Consider the following 16781-nt stretch of genomic DNA (forward strand, 5'->3'; position numbering starts at 1 on the left):
CGACGAGCCTCTGGTGGTGGTCGCCGTGGGCGGCACGCCGGAGTCCTCGGCCAAAGCGGCGGAGGCGGTCGCCGCCCGCACGTCCCGGATGACCTGGCTCGCGTACGACGGATTCGACCAGCAGTGGCACGGCATCGGCGAGGAGCGGCCGCTCGCCGAGTCGCTCGCCCGTGCCGATCTCGTCCTGGTCGGGATGGGCATGCCCCGCCAGGAGCGCTGGATCCTGGAGAACCGGGACCTCGCCCCGCGGGCGGCGTTCGCGAACGTGGGGGGGCTGCCTCGACTACATCGCCGGCACGCAGGCGCTCGCCCCGCGGTGGATGGGCGCCCTGGGCGTGGAGTGGCTGTTCCGCCTGGCGCGCGACCCGCGCCGGCTCGCGGCCCGCTACCTCCTCGAGCCACTGCAGCTGCTCCGCATCGTCCTGTCCGGTCGGTCCCGCGCGAAGCGGACGCCCGGCCCGTGCGACTCTCCGCGGCCCTCCGGCCGGGTGTCGACCGGAGTCGGTCCGCACTGATCCCCGCCGGCGGGCCGCCTCAGGCCTGAGCGGAGTACTTCTCCTCGGTGGCGGCCTTCGCGGGGCGCCACCAGTCCTCGTTGGCGCGGTACCAGTCGATGGTGGCGGCGAGTCCGGCGTCGAAGTCGGTATAGCGGGGGCGCCAGTCGAGTTCGGTGCGCAGGCGGGTGGAGTCGATGGCGTAGCGGAGGTCGTGTCCGGCGCGGTCGGTGACGTGGTCGAAGGCGTCCTCGGGTTGTCCGAAGGCGGTGAGGATGCGGGTGACGACGTCGAGGTTGCTCTTCTCGCCGTCGGCGCCGATGAGGTAGGTCTCGCCGATCTCGCCGCGGTCGATGATGGCCCAGACGCCGGTGTTGTGGTCGTCGACGTGGATCCAGTCTCGGACGTTGGCGCCGGTGCCGTAGAGCTTGGGGCGGATGCCGTCGATGGCGTTGGTGATCTGGCGGGGGATGAACTTCTCGACGTGCTGGTAGGGGCCGTAGTTGTTGGAGCAGTTGGAGATCGTGGCGCGCACGCCGAAGGAGCGCACCCAGGCGCGCACGAGGAGGTCGCTGGCGGCCTTGGTCGAGGAGTAGGGGCTGGAGGGGTTGTACGGGGTGTGCTCGGTGAAGCGCGCGGGGTCCTCGAGCTCGAGGTCGCCGTACACCTCGTCCGTCGAGATGTGGTGGTACCGCACGTCGTGCGCGCGCACCGCCTGCAGGAGCGCGAAGGTGCCGATGACGTTCGTCGCGAGGAAGGGCGTCGGGTCGTGCAGGGAGTTGTCGTTGTGCGACTCCGCGGCGAAGTGGACCACCAGATCCGCATCGGCGACCAGCCGGTCCACCAGCTCGGCGTCGGCGACGTCGCCCTCGACCAGCCGCACTCGGTCGGCGACGGGGGCGAGGGAGTCGCGGCTGCCCGCGTAGGTGAGCTTGTCGAGCACGGTGATCCGCGCGTCGGGACGCTCGCGCAGGGTCAGGTGGACGAAGTTGCTGCCGATGAAGCCGGCACCGCCGGTGACGAGGATCCGCACGGGTTCTCCTGGAGGTCGGGAAGGTCGGGGGAGGCCGGGCTCAGCGGCCCGCGTTCACGCCTTCGAGGCTGAGCAGGCGGTGGAGGTAGGCGCCGTATCCGCTCTTGACCAGCGGTGCGGCGAGCTCGGCGAGGCGGGCGTCGTCGATCCAGGAGTTGCGCCAGGCGATCTCCTCGATGCAGCCGATCTTGAACCCCTGCCTCTGCTCGATCACGCGCACGAACTCCGTCGCCTCGATCATGGAATCGAAGGTCCCGGTGTCGAGCCAGGCCGTTCCCCGGTCGAGCACCTGGACGTTCAGCCGCCCCGCCTCGAGGTAGCGCTCGTTGATCGTCGAGATCTCGAGCTCGCCGCGGGCCGAGGGCGTGATCGTCTTCGCGATCGCCACGACGTCGTTGTCGTAGAAGTAGAGGCCGGGCACGGCGTAGTTGCTGCGCGGCTGCTCGGGCTTCTCCTCGATGGAGACGGCTCGGAAGTGCTCGTCGAACTCGACGACCCCGTAGGCGCGCGGGTCGGCGACCTGGTAGGCGAAGATGACGGCGCCCTCGATCGTGGTGTTCGCCGCGAGGGCGGTGCCCAGGGCGGTGCCGTGGAAGATGTTGTCGCCCAGGACCAGGGCGACCGACTCGTCGCCGATGAACTCCTCGCCGATCAGGAACGCCTGCGCGAGCCCGTCGGGGGAGGGCTGCACGGCGTACTCGATCCGCATGCCCAGGCTCGACCCGTCGCCCAGCAGGGCGCGGAACTGGTCGTTGTACTCGGGGGTCGTGATCACGAGGACCTCGTCGATCCCGGCCATCATCAGCGTCGACAACGGGTAGTAGATCATCGGCTTGTCGTAGATCGGCATCAGCTGCTTCGAGATGCCCTTGGTGATCGGCCACAACCGCGACCCCGAACCACCCGCGAGGACGATGCCCCTCATCGGAGCAGCCCCGGGTGAGGAGCGGCGGCGGGGGTCCGCTGCACCGCCGAGGGGAGCGTGAAGATCTGCGGGGAGAGGGTCACGGAGCCGACTCTATCGGCGGCGCCTCGGTGCCTCCGCATGCCGGTGCAGCGGGCGCGGAACCCGTGGCGGGGACTGACGGTCGAGCGACCGCTGCCGACGCGATCCGACTCCGTGAGCGGCGCGCACGCCGCCTCCGCGTCCGTATCGCGCCTCCCACTCGGAGGCCGCCGGGCACGGGGATAACTTCTCCGACGTCCGCGGCTCCGCCTGCCGCGACGGAGAGAGGTACCGCCCTGTGCACGAGGTCATCGACCAGCGGGACTCCGCGCTCCTTACGTCTCCCGGTCCCTGCCGCCGATCCCCCCTGACGGGGGGAGTCCGCCCGTGCTGACCATCGGGATCGTCGCCCTCGATGCCTGGCACGCGGCTCCGCTCGAGCGCGCCTGGCGCCGCCAGGGACACCGCGTGGTCGTGGTGACCGGTGACCCGGAGGGGTTCAGCGGGGCGGAGCTCCGCCCCAGCGTGCTCGCCCGCTTCCTCGAGCCCGCCGGCCGGAGGGGCGCCGGGTCCGTCGGGCTCGCCGTCGTCACGCGCCGGGCCCGCCGACTGCTCGCCCCGGAGCGGCCCGACCTCGTGGTGGCTCTCCCGGGGACGGCCGTGGAGCTCGCCGGGCTCGCTCCGACGACCGTCCTCCTGGCCGACGACCTCCCGGCACTCCCGCGCCTCCGGTTCGAGGAGGAGCGCCGCGGTGCTGTCGTCGTCACCCCGACGGAGCGGCTCGCGTCAGCCCTCGCGGGAACGGTCGTGCCCCTGGGCCTGCCGGACGCGTCGTTCCCGACGCCGTCCGCCCCCGACGGGCCCCTCCGCTTCGCCGCCGTGGGAGCCTCCGGTCTCGACGGGGGCACCGAGCGGCTCGATCTCCTCGCCCGGCTGGACGGCACCGAGTACGTCACCGTGATCGACGACGGCGGCGGGATCTCCGACGACCTCGCATCGGGGCTGCGCTCCGTCGGCGAGCAGGACCGCGACGGCATCGTCGAGGTGCTCCGCCACTCCCACACGTACGCCCATCTGACGCCGTCGACGACCGGCGCGGCCGCCGGACTCGACGCGCTGGCGAGCGGGCTGCCGGTCCTCGCGATCGAGTCGAGCGTCCTGGCCGATCTCTGCGCGGCGGGGGCGGGCGTGGTCCTCTCCGACGACGCGACGCGCGAGGAGTACGAGGACGCCCTCCATCGGCTCCGGCGCGAGTGGACGGCTCTCTCCCGGGGGGCCGCCGAGCTCGCGCGGGAGCGCCCGTGGTCCGTCGCGGCCGAGGAGATCCTCGCCCTCGCGGAGGGACGCGTCCGTGTCGCCTGAACCGGTCCCTGCTGTCGGCGCCTCCGCCGACGCGATGCTGCCGAACGCCGTCGCCCTGCGCCTGGCCGCCGTGCTGGTGCAGTACAGCCTGCGGACGCACGGCGTCCGCAGCCTCGTGGTGAAGGGCGAGGGTCTGCACCGCCAGGGGATCCGCGCGCCGATGACGTCGGCCGACGTCGACCTCTGGGTCGACCCCGAGCGCTTCGACGAGGCTCTCGGGCTGCTCGCCTCGATGGGCTGGCGCCGCCGCGCCGAGGCTCTCAGCTGGACGCTCTTCGTCGACCACTCGATCACGCTCGTCCACCCCTCGTGGCCGTGCGACGTCGACGTCCACCGCTCCTTCCCGGGTGCCTTCGAGGAGGAGCGGATCGTCTTCGACCGCCTCTGGGCGGCCGCCGAGGATCTGCCGCTGAGCGACGAGACCCTGCGGATCCCCGGGCGCGCGCACCACCTCGTGCTGCACGCCCTGCACCAGCTGCGCAGCGCGCGCTCCGCCTCGGCGACCACGGCGCTGGCGGTTCTGAAGGCGCACGCCGCCGGCCTTCCGAGCGAGGAGCGCGAGGCGATCCGCGACGCGGCCGTCGAGCTCGGCGCGCAGACGCCGATGACGGAGCTCCTCACCTCCTGGGGAGTCCCCGCCGCGCCCGAGGAGCGCTACCGGCAGGCCCAGATTCTCTGGGACGTGCGCCGCAGCTCCGACCGGCACACCTTCAACTGGCTGCACGCCGTGGCGTCCGCTCCCTGGCGCCTGAAGGGAGGCCTGCTGCTGAGAGCCGCCTTCCCCACCCGCGCGGATCTCGAGGCGAGCCATCCCGAGGCGACGACGGTCCGACGTCGGCTCCGGCTCCGGGGGGAGCGGACCCTGCGGGCGCTCCGAGGCCTCCCCTCCGCCCTCACCGGTTTCGCCAGGGTGGCGCTGAGCGGCCGCAGCGAGGAGCAGGGCCCGGCGTCCTCGTTCGAGGCGATCGCGGCGACCAAGGCGCCGGTGAGCGACCTCCCGGCCTCGTCCGATCCCGCGGCGAGCGCCGTGCATCCGGTGGAGGCCTCCGCCGAGGCGCAGGGTGGCAGCGCGCCGCCGGCCCAGCGCTTCGCCGTCGAGCGCACGGACCGTCAGGTCTACGTGCTCGACCTGTCCCGCCCGTCGGTGCCCCCGATCGTGCTCTCGCTGAGCGCCGCCTCGGTCTTCGAGGCCGTGATCCGGCAGCGCCGGCCCCGGGACGAGGTCGTCGACCTCCTCGCCGATCACTACGACGTCGATCCCGGGACGATGGGCCGCGACGTCGACGCCGTCCTGGCCGAACTCGACGTCCGCTTCCCGGGCGCGGTTCCCGACGGGGCGCTCTCATGAGGGCCGCCCGTTCCCGATCCCTGCGGATCCTGCACGTCCTCGACTCCTTCGAGGACGGCGGAGCGCAGCGTGTGGCCCTCTCCCTGGGCGTGTGGAGCCGCGAGCACGGCTGCGAGACCGCCTACTGGGGGCGTCCCGGGCCGCTCAGCGACCGCGCCGCGCAGGAGTCGCCCGTCTTCGTGGTGCCGAGACCGAGACAGGGCTTCGCGGCCGATCTCCGCGGCGTCGCTCTCGCCGTCCGCCGGTTCCGCCCGCACGTCCTGCACGCCCACCAGCGCCGCGAGGCTCTGCTGGCCCTCCTCGTCGGCGCCGCGCTCGGTGTCCCCGTGGTCGAGCACGCGCACACCGAGCTGCCCGGGATCGACAGGCGAGCGCTCTCCTTCCGCTCCCGGCGGGTGTTCGCCGTCTCCGCCTCCGTGGGGCGGATGGTCGTCGAGGACTACGGCCGCCCGCAGGATCGCGTCGTGGTCACCGGCAACGCCCCGGCGAACGTCACCGCGGAGCCCGCGAGCGCGCAGGAACTCGCCGAGCCGGTCGTCCGCGTCCTCGGCATCGGGCGGCTCGCGGAGCAGAAGGACCCGATCCGCTTCCTCGCGGCCGTCGAGGCCCTCGCCCGGGTCCGGCCCGTCACCGGCACCTGGCTCGGCGACGGTCCGATGCTGCCGGTGCTGCGCGAGCGCGCCCGGGGAGCCGGAGTGGTCGACTTCGCCGGTCCGTCGGCGGACGTGACCGGAGCGCTGGACGCGGCGCATCTCCTCCTGTCGACCTCGCGGTGGGAGGGGACTCCGCTCGTGATGCTGGAGGCGATGGCCCGCCGTCGCCCGGTCGTGGCGACCGACGTCGGCGGTGTGGGTGAGCTGCTCGCCGACGGTCGGGGCCTCCTGCTCCCCGCCGACGCCGACGGGGAGCGGATCGCCGAGCTCCTCGCCGCCGCTCTGGAGCGACCCGAGGGGCTCCTGATGCAGGCCGACCGCGCGAAGGCGTGGGTGGACGAGGCCGCCTCGCCCGACGCCGTCTTCGGCCCCGTCGTCGCCGCCTACCGCGAGCTCGGGGGCCGACGGTGAGCGGGCGCGTGCACTCGGTGACCGTCGTGGCTCCCTGCTACAACGCGATCGCCCGGCTCGACGGCTTCCTCGCGCGGCTCGCACTCACTCTCGGACCGGGGATGCGGGTCGTCCTCGTCGACGACGCGTCCTCGGACGGCACGGCGGAGGTGCTCGAGAAGTGGGCCGAGGGACGCGAGGACGCCCGGGTCCTGCTCCTCGAGCAGAACGGCGGCGTCGCTGCCGCCCGGAACCGCGCCCTCGACGGCATCGACTCCGAGTTCGTCTGGTTCGTGGACGTCGACGACGAGTGGGACACGGAGATCCTCCGGACCCTCACCGCCGAGGCCGAGCGGACGGCGGCCGACGTCGTCGTCTGCCGGGCGCTCTACCGCACCCGGCAGTCGACCTCCGGACGTGTGATCGACGGCCTCGACCGGCGCGAACTGGTCTCGTCCGAACTCGCTCTCGAGCGGATGGCGTCCGGACGCCTGCACGGCTTCCTCTGGAACAAGCTCTTCCGCCGCGCCGTCCTGCAGGAGGAGCTCTTCCCGCGCTTGAGCTCCCAGTCGGACTTCGTCGGCGTGCTGCGGGCGGTCCAGGCGTCGGAACGGGTGCTCTTCGTGCCGGAGGTCCTCTACTCCTACGTCCACACGGCGTCCTCGATCACCCGTCGGCGCGACCCGGACCTCCGGAACCTCCTGGTCTGCGCCGAGGAGATGCGCGCGGCGCTCGCCCGTACGTTCGAGGAGGTGCCGCGCCCGCTGTCGGACTGGTTCACGACCTGGTTCTACGCCGTCCCCGTCGCGCTCACCCCGATCCGCCAGAACTCCGACGCGGCGCTCGTCGAGACCGGCGTCCGGCTCGGGTCCGAGGCGCTGCGCGACGTCCGCGTGCTCCGCTCCGCGCGGTCGCCGCGGCTGCTCGTCCTGGGGCTGGTGCTCAAGCACGTCCCCGCCGCCTTCACGGCGCTCAGCCGGATCCTCTACGCCGTGCACGACACCCGCCGCCGGCTCTCCGATCGGAGGAGCACCCGGTGGACGACGTGACGGTCCCCGTGCAGGCGGCCGCGACCGGCCCCCTCCGCACACCAGCTCCGTTCCCTCCCTCCCGCACCGACCCCCGAGGAGCACCGGCATGACCTCCTACATCACCGGCCGCATCGAGCGGATGCCGGCCAGCATCACCACGCTCGACGAGGCGGCGGAGGCCGTGCTCGAGCTGTCCCGGAGCGGCCGCGACGAGCTGGTCGTCACGCCGAACACCGACCACTTCGTGCGCTGGAAGCACTCCGGCGAGTTCCGGCGGTACTACGGCCGGGCGTCCCTCGTGGTGCTCGACGGGGCGCCTCTGGTCTGGCTGGCCCGCTCGTACGGTCACCGCACGGCGAGCCGCGTGACAGGCATCGACCTCTTCACCGAGGTCTGCCGTCGCGCGGCGCTCGAGGGCGCGCCGATCGCTCTCATCGGCGGACGCCCCGGAGTCGGCGATCGCGCAGCCGCCGAGCTGCAGCAGCGCTTCGCCGGGCTGCAGGTGCCGGTCGTCGTCTCGCCGGAGCCGGCCGAGCTCGCGGACGACGCCTACCTCGCCCGCCTCTCCTCGACCCTGCGCGCGGCCGACGTCCGCATCGTCGCGCTCTGCCTCGGCTCCCCGAAGCAGGAGGAGGTCCGCGAGCGCCTGCTCGCCGTCGGCGGCACGGGAGCGGTGTGCCTCGGCGTCGGCGCCGCCGTGGACTTCCTCGCCAGCGAGATCCCGCGGGCGCCGCTCGTGGTGCAGCGCCTCGGCCTCGAGTGGGCGCACCGGCTCAGCCGGGAGCCCGGCAGGCTCTGGCGGCGCTATCTGGGCGACGCCGTGCGGGTGCTGCCGAGCGTGGTCGCGGCCCTCCGCTACCGGGTGCGCCGTGCCGTCCGCTGAGCACGCGGGAGTCGCCGCCGCCGCCGAGAGGCCGCTGGTCCTGGTCTGGAAGCGCGCGTGGCTGCAGGACTCCGAGACGTTCGTCCGCAATCAGATGCACGGACTCGAGCGCTGGCGCGCCCTCGGAGTGGGCCTCGAGCGCACCGGCTCGGGCGTCCTCCACGACCGCACGGACATCGTCCTGCACGATCCGATCACCCCTCGCGGGCGGCGGTCCCTCCTCCTGCGGTGGTTCGGAGTGTCACGACGGCTCGACGCGATCGTCGATGAGCACCGGCCCGCCCTCATCCATGCGCACTTCCTCATCGACGCCGTCTCCATCGCCCGGTACGCACGGAGGAGGCGCCTTCCGCTCGTCGTGACGGGGCACGGCTACGACGTGACCAGCTGGCCGCTCGCGACCGGAGCTCCGCGCCTGCTCCGACCCCTCGCCCGCGCTCACCGCGCCCTCGAGGCCCGCACCGTCTTCCGTACCGCGCACGCGGTGATCGGCGTGTCCCGCTTCATCACCGACGGGCTCCTGCGCCTGGGGGCGGACCCGCGGCGCACCGGAGTGGGCTACATCGGCGTCCCGACCTCCCGCCCCGAGGCCGCACCGGCTGCGGAGCGCGCGGGAATCGTCTTCGTCGGACGCCTCACCGACAAGAAGGGCGTTCCGGATCTGCTCGAGGCGGTCGCCGCCCTCCCCGGACCGATCCGCGACGTCCCCCTGACCGTCGTCGGCGACGGCCACCTGCGGGAGGCGCTCGTCGAGCAGGCGGCGCGGCTGGGCCTGCAGGTGACCTTCACCGGCTCCCTGCCCCCCGCCGAGGTCGCCCGCATCCTCGCCGGCGCCGCCGTCTTCTGCGCACCGTCGCGGACCGCGGCGACAGGCGACTCCGAGGGCTTCGGCATGGTCTTCCTCGAGGCCGCGCTCGCAGGCGTCCCTGTCGTCTCGTACCGCCACGGCGGCGTCCCGGAGGCGGTCCAGGACGGCGTCACCGGGCTGCTCGTCCCGGAGGGGGACGTGCCCAGCCTGACCGGGGCGCTCACCGCCCTGCTCCGGGACCCGGACCGCGCGGAGCGGATGGGCGCGGAGGGGCGGGAGCGCGTGCTCGCCTCGTTCGACCTCGCCGAGCGGATCCGCGACCTCGAGGACCTCTACGACCGGGCGGCCGGCCGATCGATGCCGACGACGACGGACGGAGATCGCGGATGAGCCGCGCCGAGCACCGCGCCGACGATCCGCGACCGGGCCTCCGTCCGGCCTCCGCCGGGCGGGAGAGGTGAGCCTGCGCCGGAGCACCGTCGACGCGACCGCCTGGACGGCGGTCTCGTTCGCCGTCGCGCTCGTCGTGCAGCTCGGGCAGTTCGCGCTCCTGGCGAGACTGCTGGACCCCTCCGAGATGGGGATCATCGCGATCGTCGCCCTGCTCAACGCGTTCGTCGACATCTTCCTCGGAATGGGGGTCGCCCAGGCGATCATCCAGCGCCGGCGGGCGACCAGCTTCGAGCTCTCGTCGGTCTTCTGGCTCAACCTCTCCGTCGGGCTCCTGGTCACCGTCGCCGTCCTCCTGGGCGCCGCACCGATCGCCTCCCTGCTCGGGTCCGCCGCCGCGGCGCCGGTCCTCACCGTCGCCTCGCTCGTGTTCGTGGGCAGCGCAGCCGGGCAGGTGCCGAGAGCGGTGCTCGAGAAGGGGATCCGGTTCCGAGCGGTCGCCGTGTCCGAGACGATCGCTCTCGTCGGCGGCTTCGCCGTGACGGTCTGCCTCGCGGTCTCGGGCGCGGGGGCGCTCTCCTATGCGTGGGGGCTCGTCGCGACCGCGGCTCTGCGCTCCGTGCTCGCCCTCGTGCAGGCCCGCCGCTGGTTCCGGCTGCGGTTCCGGTTCCGGATCCGCGAGACCGCCCGCTTCCTCTCCTTCGGCGTCTTCCAGACCCTCGACGGCATCGTCAACTACCTGGGCTCGAACGCCGGCTCGCTCGCGATCGGCCGCCTGCTCGGACCGGCCCAGCTGGGCGGGTACACCCTGGGATACAACCTCGCCGTGAACCTCCCCGCGAGGGTCAACCCGATCGTGACGCGGGTGATGTTCCCGGTGTTCTCCTCGATCCAGCACGACCGTGAGCGCGTCGCGCGGAACCACCTCCGCGTCACCGCGGTGCTCAGCATGGCGAGCATCCCGCCGCTGATGCTGGTGGCGCTGCGCTCCGAGGAGATCGTGCGGCTGTTCTACGGACCCGGCTGGGGCTGGATCGCGGGCATGACGAGCGCACTGACGGTGGTGGGCGCGGTGCGGGCGATCGGCAATCCGGTCGGCTTCATCCTGATGGCGATGGACCGGGTGCGGTTCGGGCTGGTCGTGAACATCGTGAAGACCGCGATCACGGTCCCGATGATCGTCGGCGGGGGAGTGCTGTTCGGACTCGACGGCTTGATCGGCGGGCTGCTGCTCTCGAGCGCTCTCGGCTTCGCCGTCACCTGCGCCGTGCTGCGGGTGGTGCTCGGAGTGCGCCTCGGCGCGTTCCTGCGCGCGTGCGCCGCGGGGCCGCTGCTCGCCGCACCGATGGCGATCGTGCTGCTCCTGCTCCGCCTGCTCCCCGAGGGCGCGCCCCTGCGGCTGCTCCCGGTGGAGCTGGCGCTCGCGGGCCTTGTGCTGGGAGCGACCGCCCTCCTGGCGCCGGGGCGCGACATCGCCGAGGCGCGATCGCTCGTCCTGTCGCGACTGCCCGCCCGGCTCCGGCTCGGCTCCGCCGCCCCGGTCGAGGTCGCCGTGGTGCTGGCCGCCGAGGAGCGCTTCGACGGCAGCGGGGGAGCCGTGGCGACCTGGGTCCGCGAGACGGTGTCCCGCTCCTCGCTCCGGATCGCCGTGCACGCGCCGTGGTCGTCGGCGTCACCGGGCGTGGACGTCAGGCCCCATCGTCTGTACCGGCGGATCTACGCGGTTCAGCGGCGCGCGGCACTCCTCCTGGCGCATCGGCGCGACAGCGACCCGGGCGCCGAGCTGCGCCGGCTGTCCTTCGGCGGGCGCTTCTGGCTGCTGGTGCTCGCTCCGTCGCTGCGCCGTGTCCCGACGGTCTGGATCCACAACCGCCCCCGCTACGCCGTGCGCCTGCGCCGCCTGGGCTACCGGGGGCGGATCGTCGCACACCTGCACAACGACCTGCTCGATCACCTGCCACCCGATCCCGCCGCCGCCCGGCGCTACCTCGACGCGGTCGACGAGTGGATCTTCTGCAGCGAGTTCCTGCGCGCCCGGGCGGTCGACCGGTACGGCCTGATCGCCACAGCCGTCCTGTACAACGGGGTCGTCCCTCCGCCCGAGGTCCCGCCGGCGCCGCTCGGCGGTACTGCGGAGGCGGTCTTCGCCGGGAGGCTGGTGGCCGAGAAGGGAGCCCGCGAGGCCGTCGAGATCGTGAGGCGGATGCGGACCGAGCACGGCGCCGATCTGCGACTGGTCATCGCCGGCGCATCGGGCCTCGGGGACGATGCGACGCCCACCCCGTACGTCCGAGCGCTCGACGAGGCGGTCGCCACCCTGCCCGGCGCCGTGCGCCGGCTCCCGTTCCTCCGGCACGAGGACCTGCTGGAGCTGTTCGGCTCCTCGGCGCTCCTGCTCTACCCCTGCCGCTGGAACGAGCCGTTCGGGATGGTGGTGGTGGAGGCGCTCTCGCGGGGGATCCCCGTCGTGACGGTCGAGCGCGGAGGCCTCCCCGAGATCCTGCGCACCTCCGACGGAGTGGTCGACGGATCCGTCCTCGTCCCGCCGGGCACGGAGGAGGAGGTCGCGGACGCCGTCCTCGCGGAGCTCCCCACCCTCATCGCCTCGCTGCGCGATCCCCGGCGGCGCGCGGAGGTCGCTGCTGCGTCGCGGCGTCGAGCGGAGGACTTCGGCTGGCCGGGCATCGCCCGCCGCGCGGACGAGCTGCTGGCAGACCCCCGTGGCTGAGGCGCGGGGCCGCCGCGCGCACGCGGATCGACGTTCCGCGCCAAGCCCGTCGAGGCTCGTGCCGCGCGATTAGTGTCGGCGCGACATGCCACCTGCATCCCCTCTCCCGCCCGCGTCCGCCGACGCCACCGCCTCTCCCGTGCTGCTCGATCCGCCTCCCGCCCCGGACCGGCGCCCGCGGACGACCCTCCCGCCGCGAGAGGTCGGCCCGTCGTCCCGGAATCGGCGCGCCGCTCCTCCGCTCCGCCAGACGGAGGCCGCCACCGGCACCTCCGCGGAACGGCTCTGACATGGGCCGCCACGCCGACGACGCCCTCCTCCGCCGCCCGACCGCCTCTCGTCCCTCCGTCATCGCCGCGACCCGCGTCACCGACGCTCCGGAGACCCGCGGGCGGCCGTCGCGCGCGCCGGCGGATCCCGCTCAGCGGCGGCACGAGCGGATCGTCCTCGTCTTCCTCGCGGTGCTCCTGGCGCTGAGCGTCGTGCAGCTCTACACCCTGGGCCCCGTCACCGCTCCGGTCGCCTGGAGCCTGCTCTTCCTCCCGTACTCCGTGGCGCGGCTGCGCGGCGGGCGGATCGACCGGTTCGTGGTCGTGGTCCTCCTCGTGATCGCCGGCACCCTCTTCGCGCTCACCTACTCCGGAGCACGCGCGGCCGCGCTGCGCGACGTGGTCTCCGTCGTCTCCTTCCTCACTCCGTACCTGGCCGTCCGCGGGCTCGGCGACGGCGCCTGGCGTGTCGTCGGCCGCGCCCTCAACTGGGCGGCGCCCGTGTTCCTCCTCCAGGTGACGCTCACGATCCTCTTCCAGCTCGATCCCGTGCAGGAGACCGCCTACCTCCGGTGGCCGGAAGCGGTGCTGTTCTCCGACATCTACGTGCGGGACATCTTCACGACGTCCTTCAACAACGTCCTGCAGGAGAAGTCGGGAGGGTTCTTCCTCAACGGCAACATCGCCTCGATGTACATGGCCACGACCGGCGCGCTGGCCTTCGCCGTCTGGAGACGGCAGCGGGGGAGGCTCCTCCTGCTCGTCGCCGTCGCCGGGCTGGTCGGCGCCCTCTTCACGCTGTCCAAGACCGCGATCGTCCTCGCGATCGTCCTGCCCCTGCTGGTCGCCGCGATCCGCGGACTCAAGGGACGCAGCCTCGGTCCGGTCGCTTGGATGATCACCATCCCCTCCGGGATCACGGCCGTGTACGCCGTCGCCGTGTCCTTCCCTCAGCTGGCGGAGGCGGGCCTGCTCACGCTCGGGGCCCGCGGCGACTTCCTGCGCCTGGCTGCGAGTGCGTTCCCCGACAACTGGCTGCTGGGGCTGGGGTACGGCGGATGGCAGGAGCTGTGGCTGGCGCGCGGGTCGCAGTTCACCCAGCACAGCGAGCCGCGCCCGCCTCACAACCTCCTCGTCACCGCGTGGACCAACGGCGGGCTCCTGATCGCGCTCCCCGTCATCGCGTTCCTCCTCCTCGCCACCATCGCCGTCGTGCGCCTGCTCCTCCGGGTCGCCCGGAACGAGGCCGTCGCCGTCGGGGCGCTCGCCGTCGCCGTCCTCTGGACGTTCCTGCACGGGATGGCCGACAACACCACCTGGTTCGGCGATCAGCACTCGCTCGCGACGCTCGCCGTCTCCGTGGCGCTCGTGGGCGTCCTGTCGGCGGAGGCGCCCGCCACGCCGGGCCGAGTGCCTCACGGAAGCGCTCCGGCGGCCTCGGCCGGCGCGGGTCGGGCGCCGCTGCGACGGCCGCCGAGCCCCGGCCTCGGGCGGCGCTGACGCGACCGCCGCGCCGCAGCCGGTCCGGACACGGACCGCGCCGGTATCATCGACCCGTTATGGCACGCATCTACGACTGCTCCGTCGACACGGACCTCCTGACCGGCACCCGTCTCGCGCGGACGGCCATCGGCCGCGGCGAGCTCGTGGTGATCCCCACCGACACCGTCTACGGCGTCGCGGCCAACGCGTTCGACGCCGCCGCGGTCCAGCGCCTGCTCGACGCGAAGGGACGGACGAGGCAGTCGCCGCCGCCCGTCCTGATCGGGGACGTGGCCGCCCTCGACGCCCTCGCCGAGAACGTGCCGGAGGCGGTGCGCGACCTCGCGCGCGAGTTCTGGCCCGGCGGGCTCACCATCGTCCTGCACGCCCAGCCCTCACTGGTCTGGGACCTGGGCGAGACGCGCGGGACCGTGGCGCTGCGCATGCCGGACAACCCGGTGACGATCGAGCTCCTCGCCGAGACCGGCCCGCTGGCGGTCTCCTCCGCCAATCGCACGGGGCAGCCCTCGGCCACGACCGCACAGGAGGCGTTCGACCAGCTCGGCGACTCCGTCGACGTCTATCTCGACGCCGGCGCCGCCGGATCGCGCTACAGCGACCGCCCCGCGGGCGCCAGCGAGTCCTCGACGATCGTCGACGCGACAGCGCTGAGCTTCGAGGGCGGCACCCTGCGCATCCTGCGCCAGGGCGTCGTGTCGGCCGAGCGGATCCGCGAGGTCGTCGGAGACCTGCTGCCGGATCCGGACGCGCCTCGTGCCGAGACGTCGGAGCCCGACGCCTCCACGGCCGGCGCGGCGCAGGCCGGGTACCAGCAGGAGCCCGCCGAGACCGCGACCGGCAGCGACCCGTACGCCTTCGAGCGGACCCCGACCGCGCGCCCCGACTGGGCCTCCGGCGCCCGCCTGCAGGACGACTCCGCGCCCGGCGACTCCGCGCCCGTCGATTCCGCCGATGCGCCGGACACGGGCTCGTCGAGCACGAACGCGCCGACGCCCAACACCGGCACCGGCGCCGCCCGCACCGACTCCGCTCCGGGTGAGTAACCGGTGATCACCTTCGCCCTCGTCTCGCTCGCGGTCGCGCTCGTGACCGGAGCGCTGTCGTGGGTCATCTGGAAGCTGAGCCTGAAGTACCGGCTCTACCCGAAGATCCGCGTCAGGGACATGCACACGCGGCCGACCCCCCGCCTGGGCGGCATCGCGATGTTCCTCGGGATCCTCGTCGGCTTCGGCATCGCCTCCCAGCTGCCCTACTTCCGGCTGGTGTTCGCCAATCCCGAGCCGATCCTCGCGATCCTCGGCGCGAGCCTGCTCATCGTCCTCATCGGCGTCGCCGACGACATCTGGGACCTGGACTGGACCACGAAGCTGGCCGGTCAGCTGATCGCCGCCGGCCTGATCGCCTGGAAGGGCGTGCAGATCGTCTCCCTGCCGATCGGCGGCCTGACCGTCGGCTCGCCGTGGATGTCGCTGATCATCACCGTGCTCGCGATCGTCCTGGTCACCAACGCTCTCAACTTCATCGACGGCCTCGACGGCCTCGTGGCGGGCGTCGCCCTGATCGCCAACGGGGTCTTCTTCCTCTACAGCTACCTGCTGGTGCAGCAGACCTCGCCCACCGACTACTTCAACCTGGCCTCGCTCATCGCGGTCCTGCTCGTCGGCGCCTGCGCCGGATTCCTCCCCATCAACTGGCGTCCGGCGCGGATGTTCATGGGCGACAGCGGCGCACTGCTGATCGGGATGCTGATGGCCACCTCCGCGATCGCGGTCACCGGCCAGATCGACCCGGCCCAGCTCGCGGCGAAGGAGCTCCTGCCCGCGTTCATCCCGATCATCCTGCCGTTCGCGATCCTCGTGGTGCCGCTGATGGACTTCGGCCTCGCTGTGATCAGGCGCCTGCGCGCGGGAAAGTCGCCGTTCAGCGCCGACCGGAAGCACCTGCACCACCGCCTGCTCGACATGGGGCACTCCCACCTGCACGCCGTGCTGATCTTCTACGCGTGGACCGCCGTCGTCGCCGTCAGCTGCCTGCTGATGTTCGTGGTCGACGTGCTGTGGGTCCCGCTCGTCTTCCTCGGAGTCGGTCTGCTGGTCTGCACCGTCGTCACGCTCGCCCCGCTCAGCCGCCGCAAGCGGCTCGAGGCGGCGGCGCAGTCCGCGGAGGCCTCACCCGTCCTCGACCCCCTCGACCGCGCGTCCTCGACGGAGCTGCTCCGTCCGCCGGCCGGACTCCCGATCGACCGGGACACGACAGCGCCGACCACGGCGCGGAAGGAAGCATCATGACCGGAGCCTCCCCGGCCACCCCCCGTCCGCAGCCCGCGTCCGTCCCCGTCCTGCGCCGCGCGCTGGTCGTGGGCGGCCTCTTCGTGCTCGCCCTGGCCGTTCTCGGCACCGTCGTCGGCGGGATCGCCGCCGGGGGAGAGGGCGCGATCGGAGCCCTCCTCGGCGCGATCGTCGGCGGCGTGATGGTGCTCCTCACCGCCGCGAGCATCCTCGTCGCCAACCGCCTCGACATCGGCGGGTTCTTCGCCGTCGTCCTCGGCACGTGGCTCGCCAAGTTCGTGCTGTTCGTGATCGCCGCCCTGGTCCTGCGCGATCAGCCGTGGCTGAACAGCACCGCGATGTTCGTCACGATCATCGTCGCCGTCCTGGGGTCCCTGGTGATCGACGTCCTCGTCGTCTCGCGCTCGCGCATGCCGAACGTCAGCGACATCGCTCGATGAGGACGAGCCGAACGGTTCCTGAGAGGACCACGATTCGGCTCTCAGGCCGTTCTGTTGCTACAGTAGGGACGAATCCCGCAGGCGAACGTGTCCTCAGATCGTCTCATCGTTGATGGCGGTCGTCGAGCACGATCGCCGTCCGAGCGGAAAACCCCACCTTTCGTCGTCGCGAGAGCGTTGCGTCCGAATGATTCGATTCGGTCGGCTGCAACGTG

General features: G+C 73.0%; 14 protein-coding genes and 1 pseudogene. 13 read left to right on the forward strand and 2 right to left on the reverse strand.

Going from position 1 to position 16781, the window contains the following annotated elements:
- Positions 1 to 25: 25 nt before the first annotated feature.
- Positions 26 to 205, forward strand: a pseudogene (locus C5C56_RS18465) (hypothetical protein); the annotation flags it as partial.
- On the forward strand, positions 171 to 515 hold the full coding sequence (locus C5C56_RS18220) for a WecB/TagA/CpsF family glycosyltransferase (protein ID WP_219813756.1): 345 nt from the start codon (positions 171 to 173) through the stop codon (positions 513 to 515). The pseudogene C5C56_RS18465 and the gene C5C56_RS18220, both read left to right, overlap by 35 nt.
- A gap of 19 nt (positions 516 to 534) precedes the next feature.
- Here the strand turns inward: C5C56_RS18220 and rfbB are convergent, their stop codons facing one another.
- Positions 535 to 1527, reverse strand: coding sequence for a dTDP-glucose 4,6-dehydratase (rfbB, locus tag C5C56_RS03405; RefSeq protein ID WP_104223009.1), 993 nt, complete (start codon positions 1525 to 1527; stop codon positions 535 to 537).
- A gap of 40 nt (positions 1528 to 1567) precedes the next feature.
- The gene (rfbA, locus tag C5C56_RS03410) at positions 1568 to 2452 is read right to left on the reverse strand and encodes a glucose-1-phosphate thymidylyltransferase RfbA (RefSeq protein WP_104223010.1); all 885 of its coding nucleotides are present in this window, start codon (positions 2450 to 2452) and stop codon (positions 1568 to 1570) included.
- Between the two features lie 408 nt (positions 2453 to 2860).
- Here rfbA and C5C56_RS03415 point away from each other — a divergent pair, with 408 nt between their 5' ends.
- The 11 genes from C5C56_RS03415 to C5C56_RS03465 all read left to right on the forward strand — a co-directional run bounded on the left by C5C56_RS03415 (position 2861) and on the right by C5C56_RS03465 (position 16566).
- Complete coding sequence (locus C5C56_RS03415; RefSeq protein ID WP_146086441.1) at positions 2861 to 3835, forward strand: glycosyltransferase family 4 protein; 975 nt, start codon at positions 2861 to 2863, stop codon at positions 3833 to 3835.
- Entirely contained in the window at positions 3825 to 5183 is a 1359-nt protein-coding gene (locus tag C5C56_RS03420) for a PqqD family peptide modification chaperone (protein WP_104319109.1), read from the forward strand. Before C5C56_RS03415 ends, C5C56_RS03420 begins: the two co-directional genes overlap by 11 nt.
- A complete protein-coding gene (locus C5C56_RS03425; RefSeq protein ID WP_104319110.1) occupies positions 5180 to 6247 on the forward strand; it encodes a glycosyltransferase family 4 protein in 1068 nt (355 codons plus the stop codon). Before C5C56_RS03420 ends, C5C56_RS03425 begins: the two co-directional genes overlap by 4 nt.
- A complete protein-coding gene (locus C5C56_RS03430; protein WP_181137333.1) occupies positions 6244 to 7275 on the forward strand; it encodes a glycosyltransferase family 2 protein in 1032 nt (343 codons plus the stop codon). Before C5C56_RS03425 ends, C5C56_RS03430 begins: the two co-directional genes overlap by 4 nt.
- An 88-nt stretch (positions 7276 to 7363) precedes the next feature.
- Positions 7364 to 8140 (forward strand): WecB/TagA/CpsF family glycosyltransferase, encoded by a 777-nt coding sequence (locus C5C56_RS03435; protein ID WP_104319111.1) that lies wholly within the window; start codon positions 7364 to 7366, stop codon positions 8138 to 8140.
- Positions 8127 to 9338 carry a glycosyltransferase gene (locus tag C5C56_RS03440; protein ID WP_104319112.1) on the forward strand — a complete coding sequence of 404 codons (1212 nt, stop codon included), beginning with the start codon at positions 8127 to 8129 and terminating at the stop codon, positions 9336 to 9338. Before C5C56_RS03435 ends, C5C56_RS03440 begins: the two co-directional genes overlap by 14 nt.
- 67 nt (positions 9339 to 9405) lie before the next feature.
- Positions 9406 to 12066: an MOP flippase family protein gene (locus C5C56_RS03445; protein ID WP_104319113.1), complete on the forward strand. Its 2661-nt coding sequence runs from the start codon at positions 9406 to 9408 to the stop codon at positions 12064 to 12066.
- A 290-nt stretch (positions 12067 to 12356) separates the two neighbouring features.
- Positions 12357 to 13835, forward strand: a complete 1479-nt coding sequence (locus C5C56_RS03450; protein WP_104262495.1) for an O-antigen ligase — start codon at positions 12357 to 12359, stop codon at positions 13833 to 13835.
- Between the two features lie 59 nt (positions 13836 to 13894).
- Complete coding sequence (locus C5C56_RS03455; RefSeq protein WP_104260103.1) at positions 13895 to 14881, forward strand: L-threonylcarbamoyladenylate synthase; 987 nt, start codon at positions 13895 to 13897, stop codon at positions 14879 to 14881.
- Positions 14882 to 14884: 3 nt separating this feature from the next.
- Positions 14885 to 16126, forward strand: coding sequence for an MraY family glycosyltransferase (locus tag C5C56_RS03460; RefSeq protein WP_181065442.1), 1242 nt, complete (start codon positions 14885 to 14887; stop codon positions 16124 to 16126).
- Positions 16123 to 16566: a hypothetical protein gene (locus tag C5C56_RS03465; protein WP_104223021.1), complete on the forward strand. Its 444-nt coding sequence runs from the start codon at positions 16123 to 16125 to the stop codon at positions 16564 to 16566. The genes C5C56_RS03460 and C5C56_RS03465 overlap by 4 nt, the downstream gene beginning before the upstream one ends.
- Positions 16567 to 16781: the final 215 nt, after the last annotated feature.

It is taken from the genome of Rathayibacter sp. AY1D1, assembly GCF_002932635.1.
GTDB lineage: Bacteria > Actinomycetota > Actinomycetes > Actinomycetales > Microbacteriaceae > Rathayibacter.

Coding starts and splice junctions, on each gene's coding strand:
- rfbA (WP_104223010.1), bottom strand. CDS start 2,452: ATGAGGGGCATCGTCCTCGCGGGTGGTTCGGGGTCGCGGTTGTGGCCG.
- C5C56_RS03425 (WP_104319110.1), top strand. CDS start 5,180: ATGAGGGCCGCCCGTTCCCGATCCCTGCGGATCCTGCACGTCCTCGAC.
- C5C56_RS03435 (WP_104319111.1), top strand. CDS start 7,364: ATGACCTCCTACATCACCGGCCGCATCGAGCGGATGCCGGCCAGCATC.
- C5C56_RS03450 (WP_104262495.1), top strand. CDS start 12,357: ATGGGCCGCCACGCCGACGACGCCCTCCTCCGCCGCCCGACCGCCTCT.
- C5C56_RS03455 (WP_104260103.1), top strand. CDS start 13,895: ATGGCACGCATCTACGACTGCTCCGTCGACACGGACCTCCTGACCGGC.
- C5C56_RS03465 (WP_104223021.1), top strand. CDS start 16,123: ATGACCGGAGCCTCCCCGGCCACCCCCCGTCCGCAGCCCGCGTCCGTC.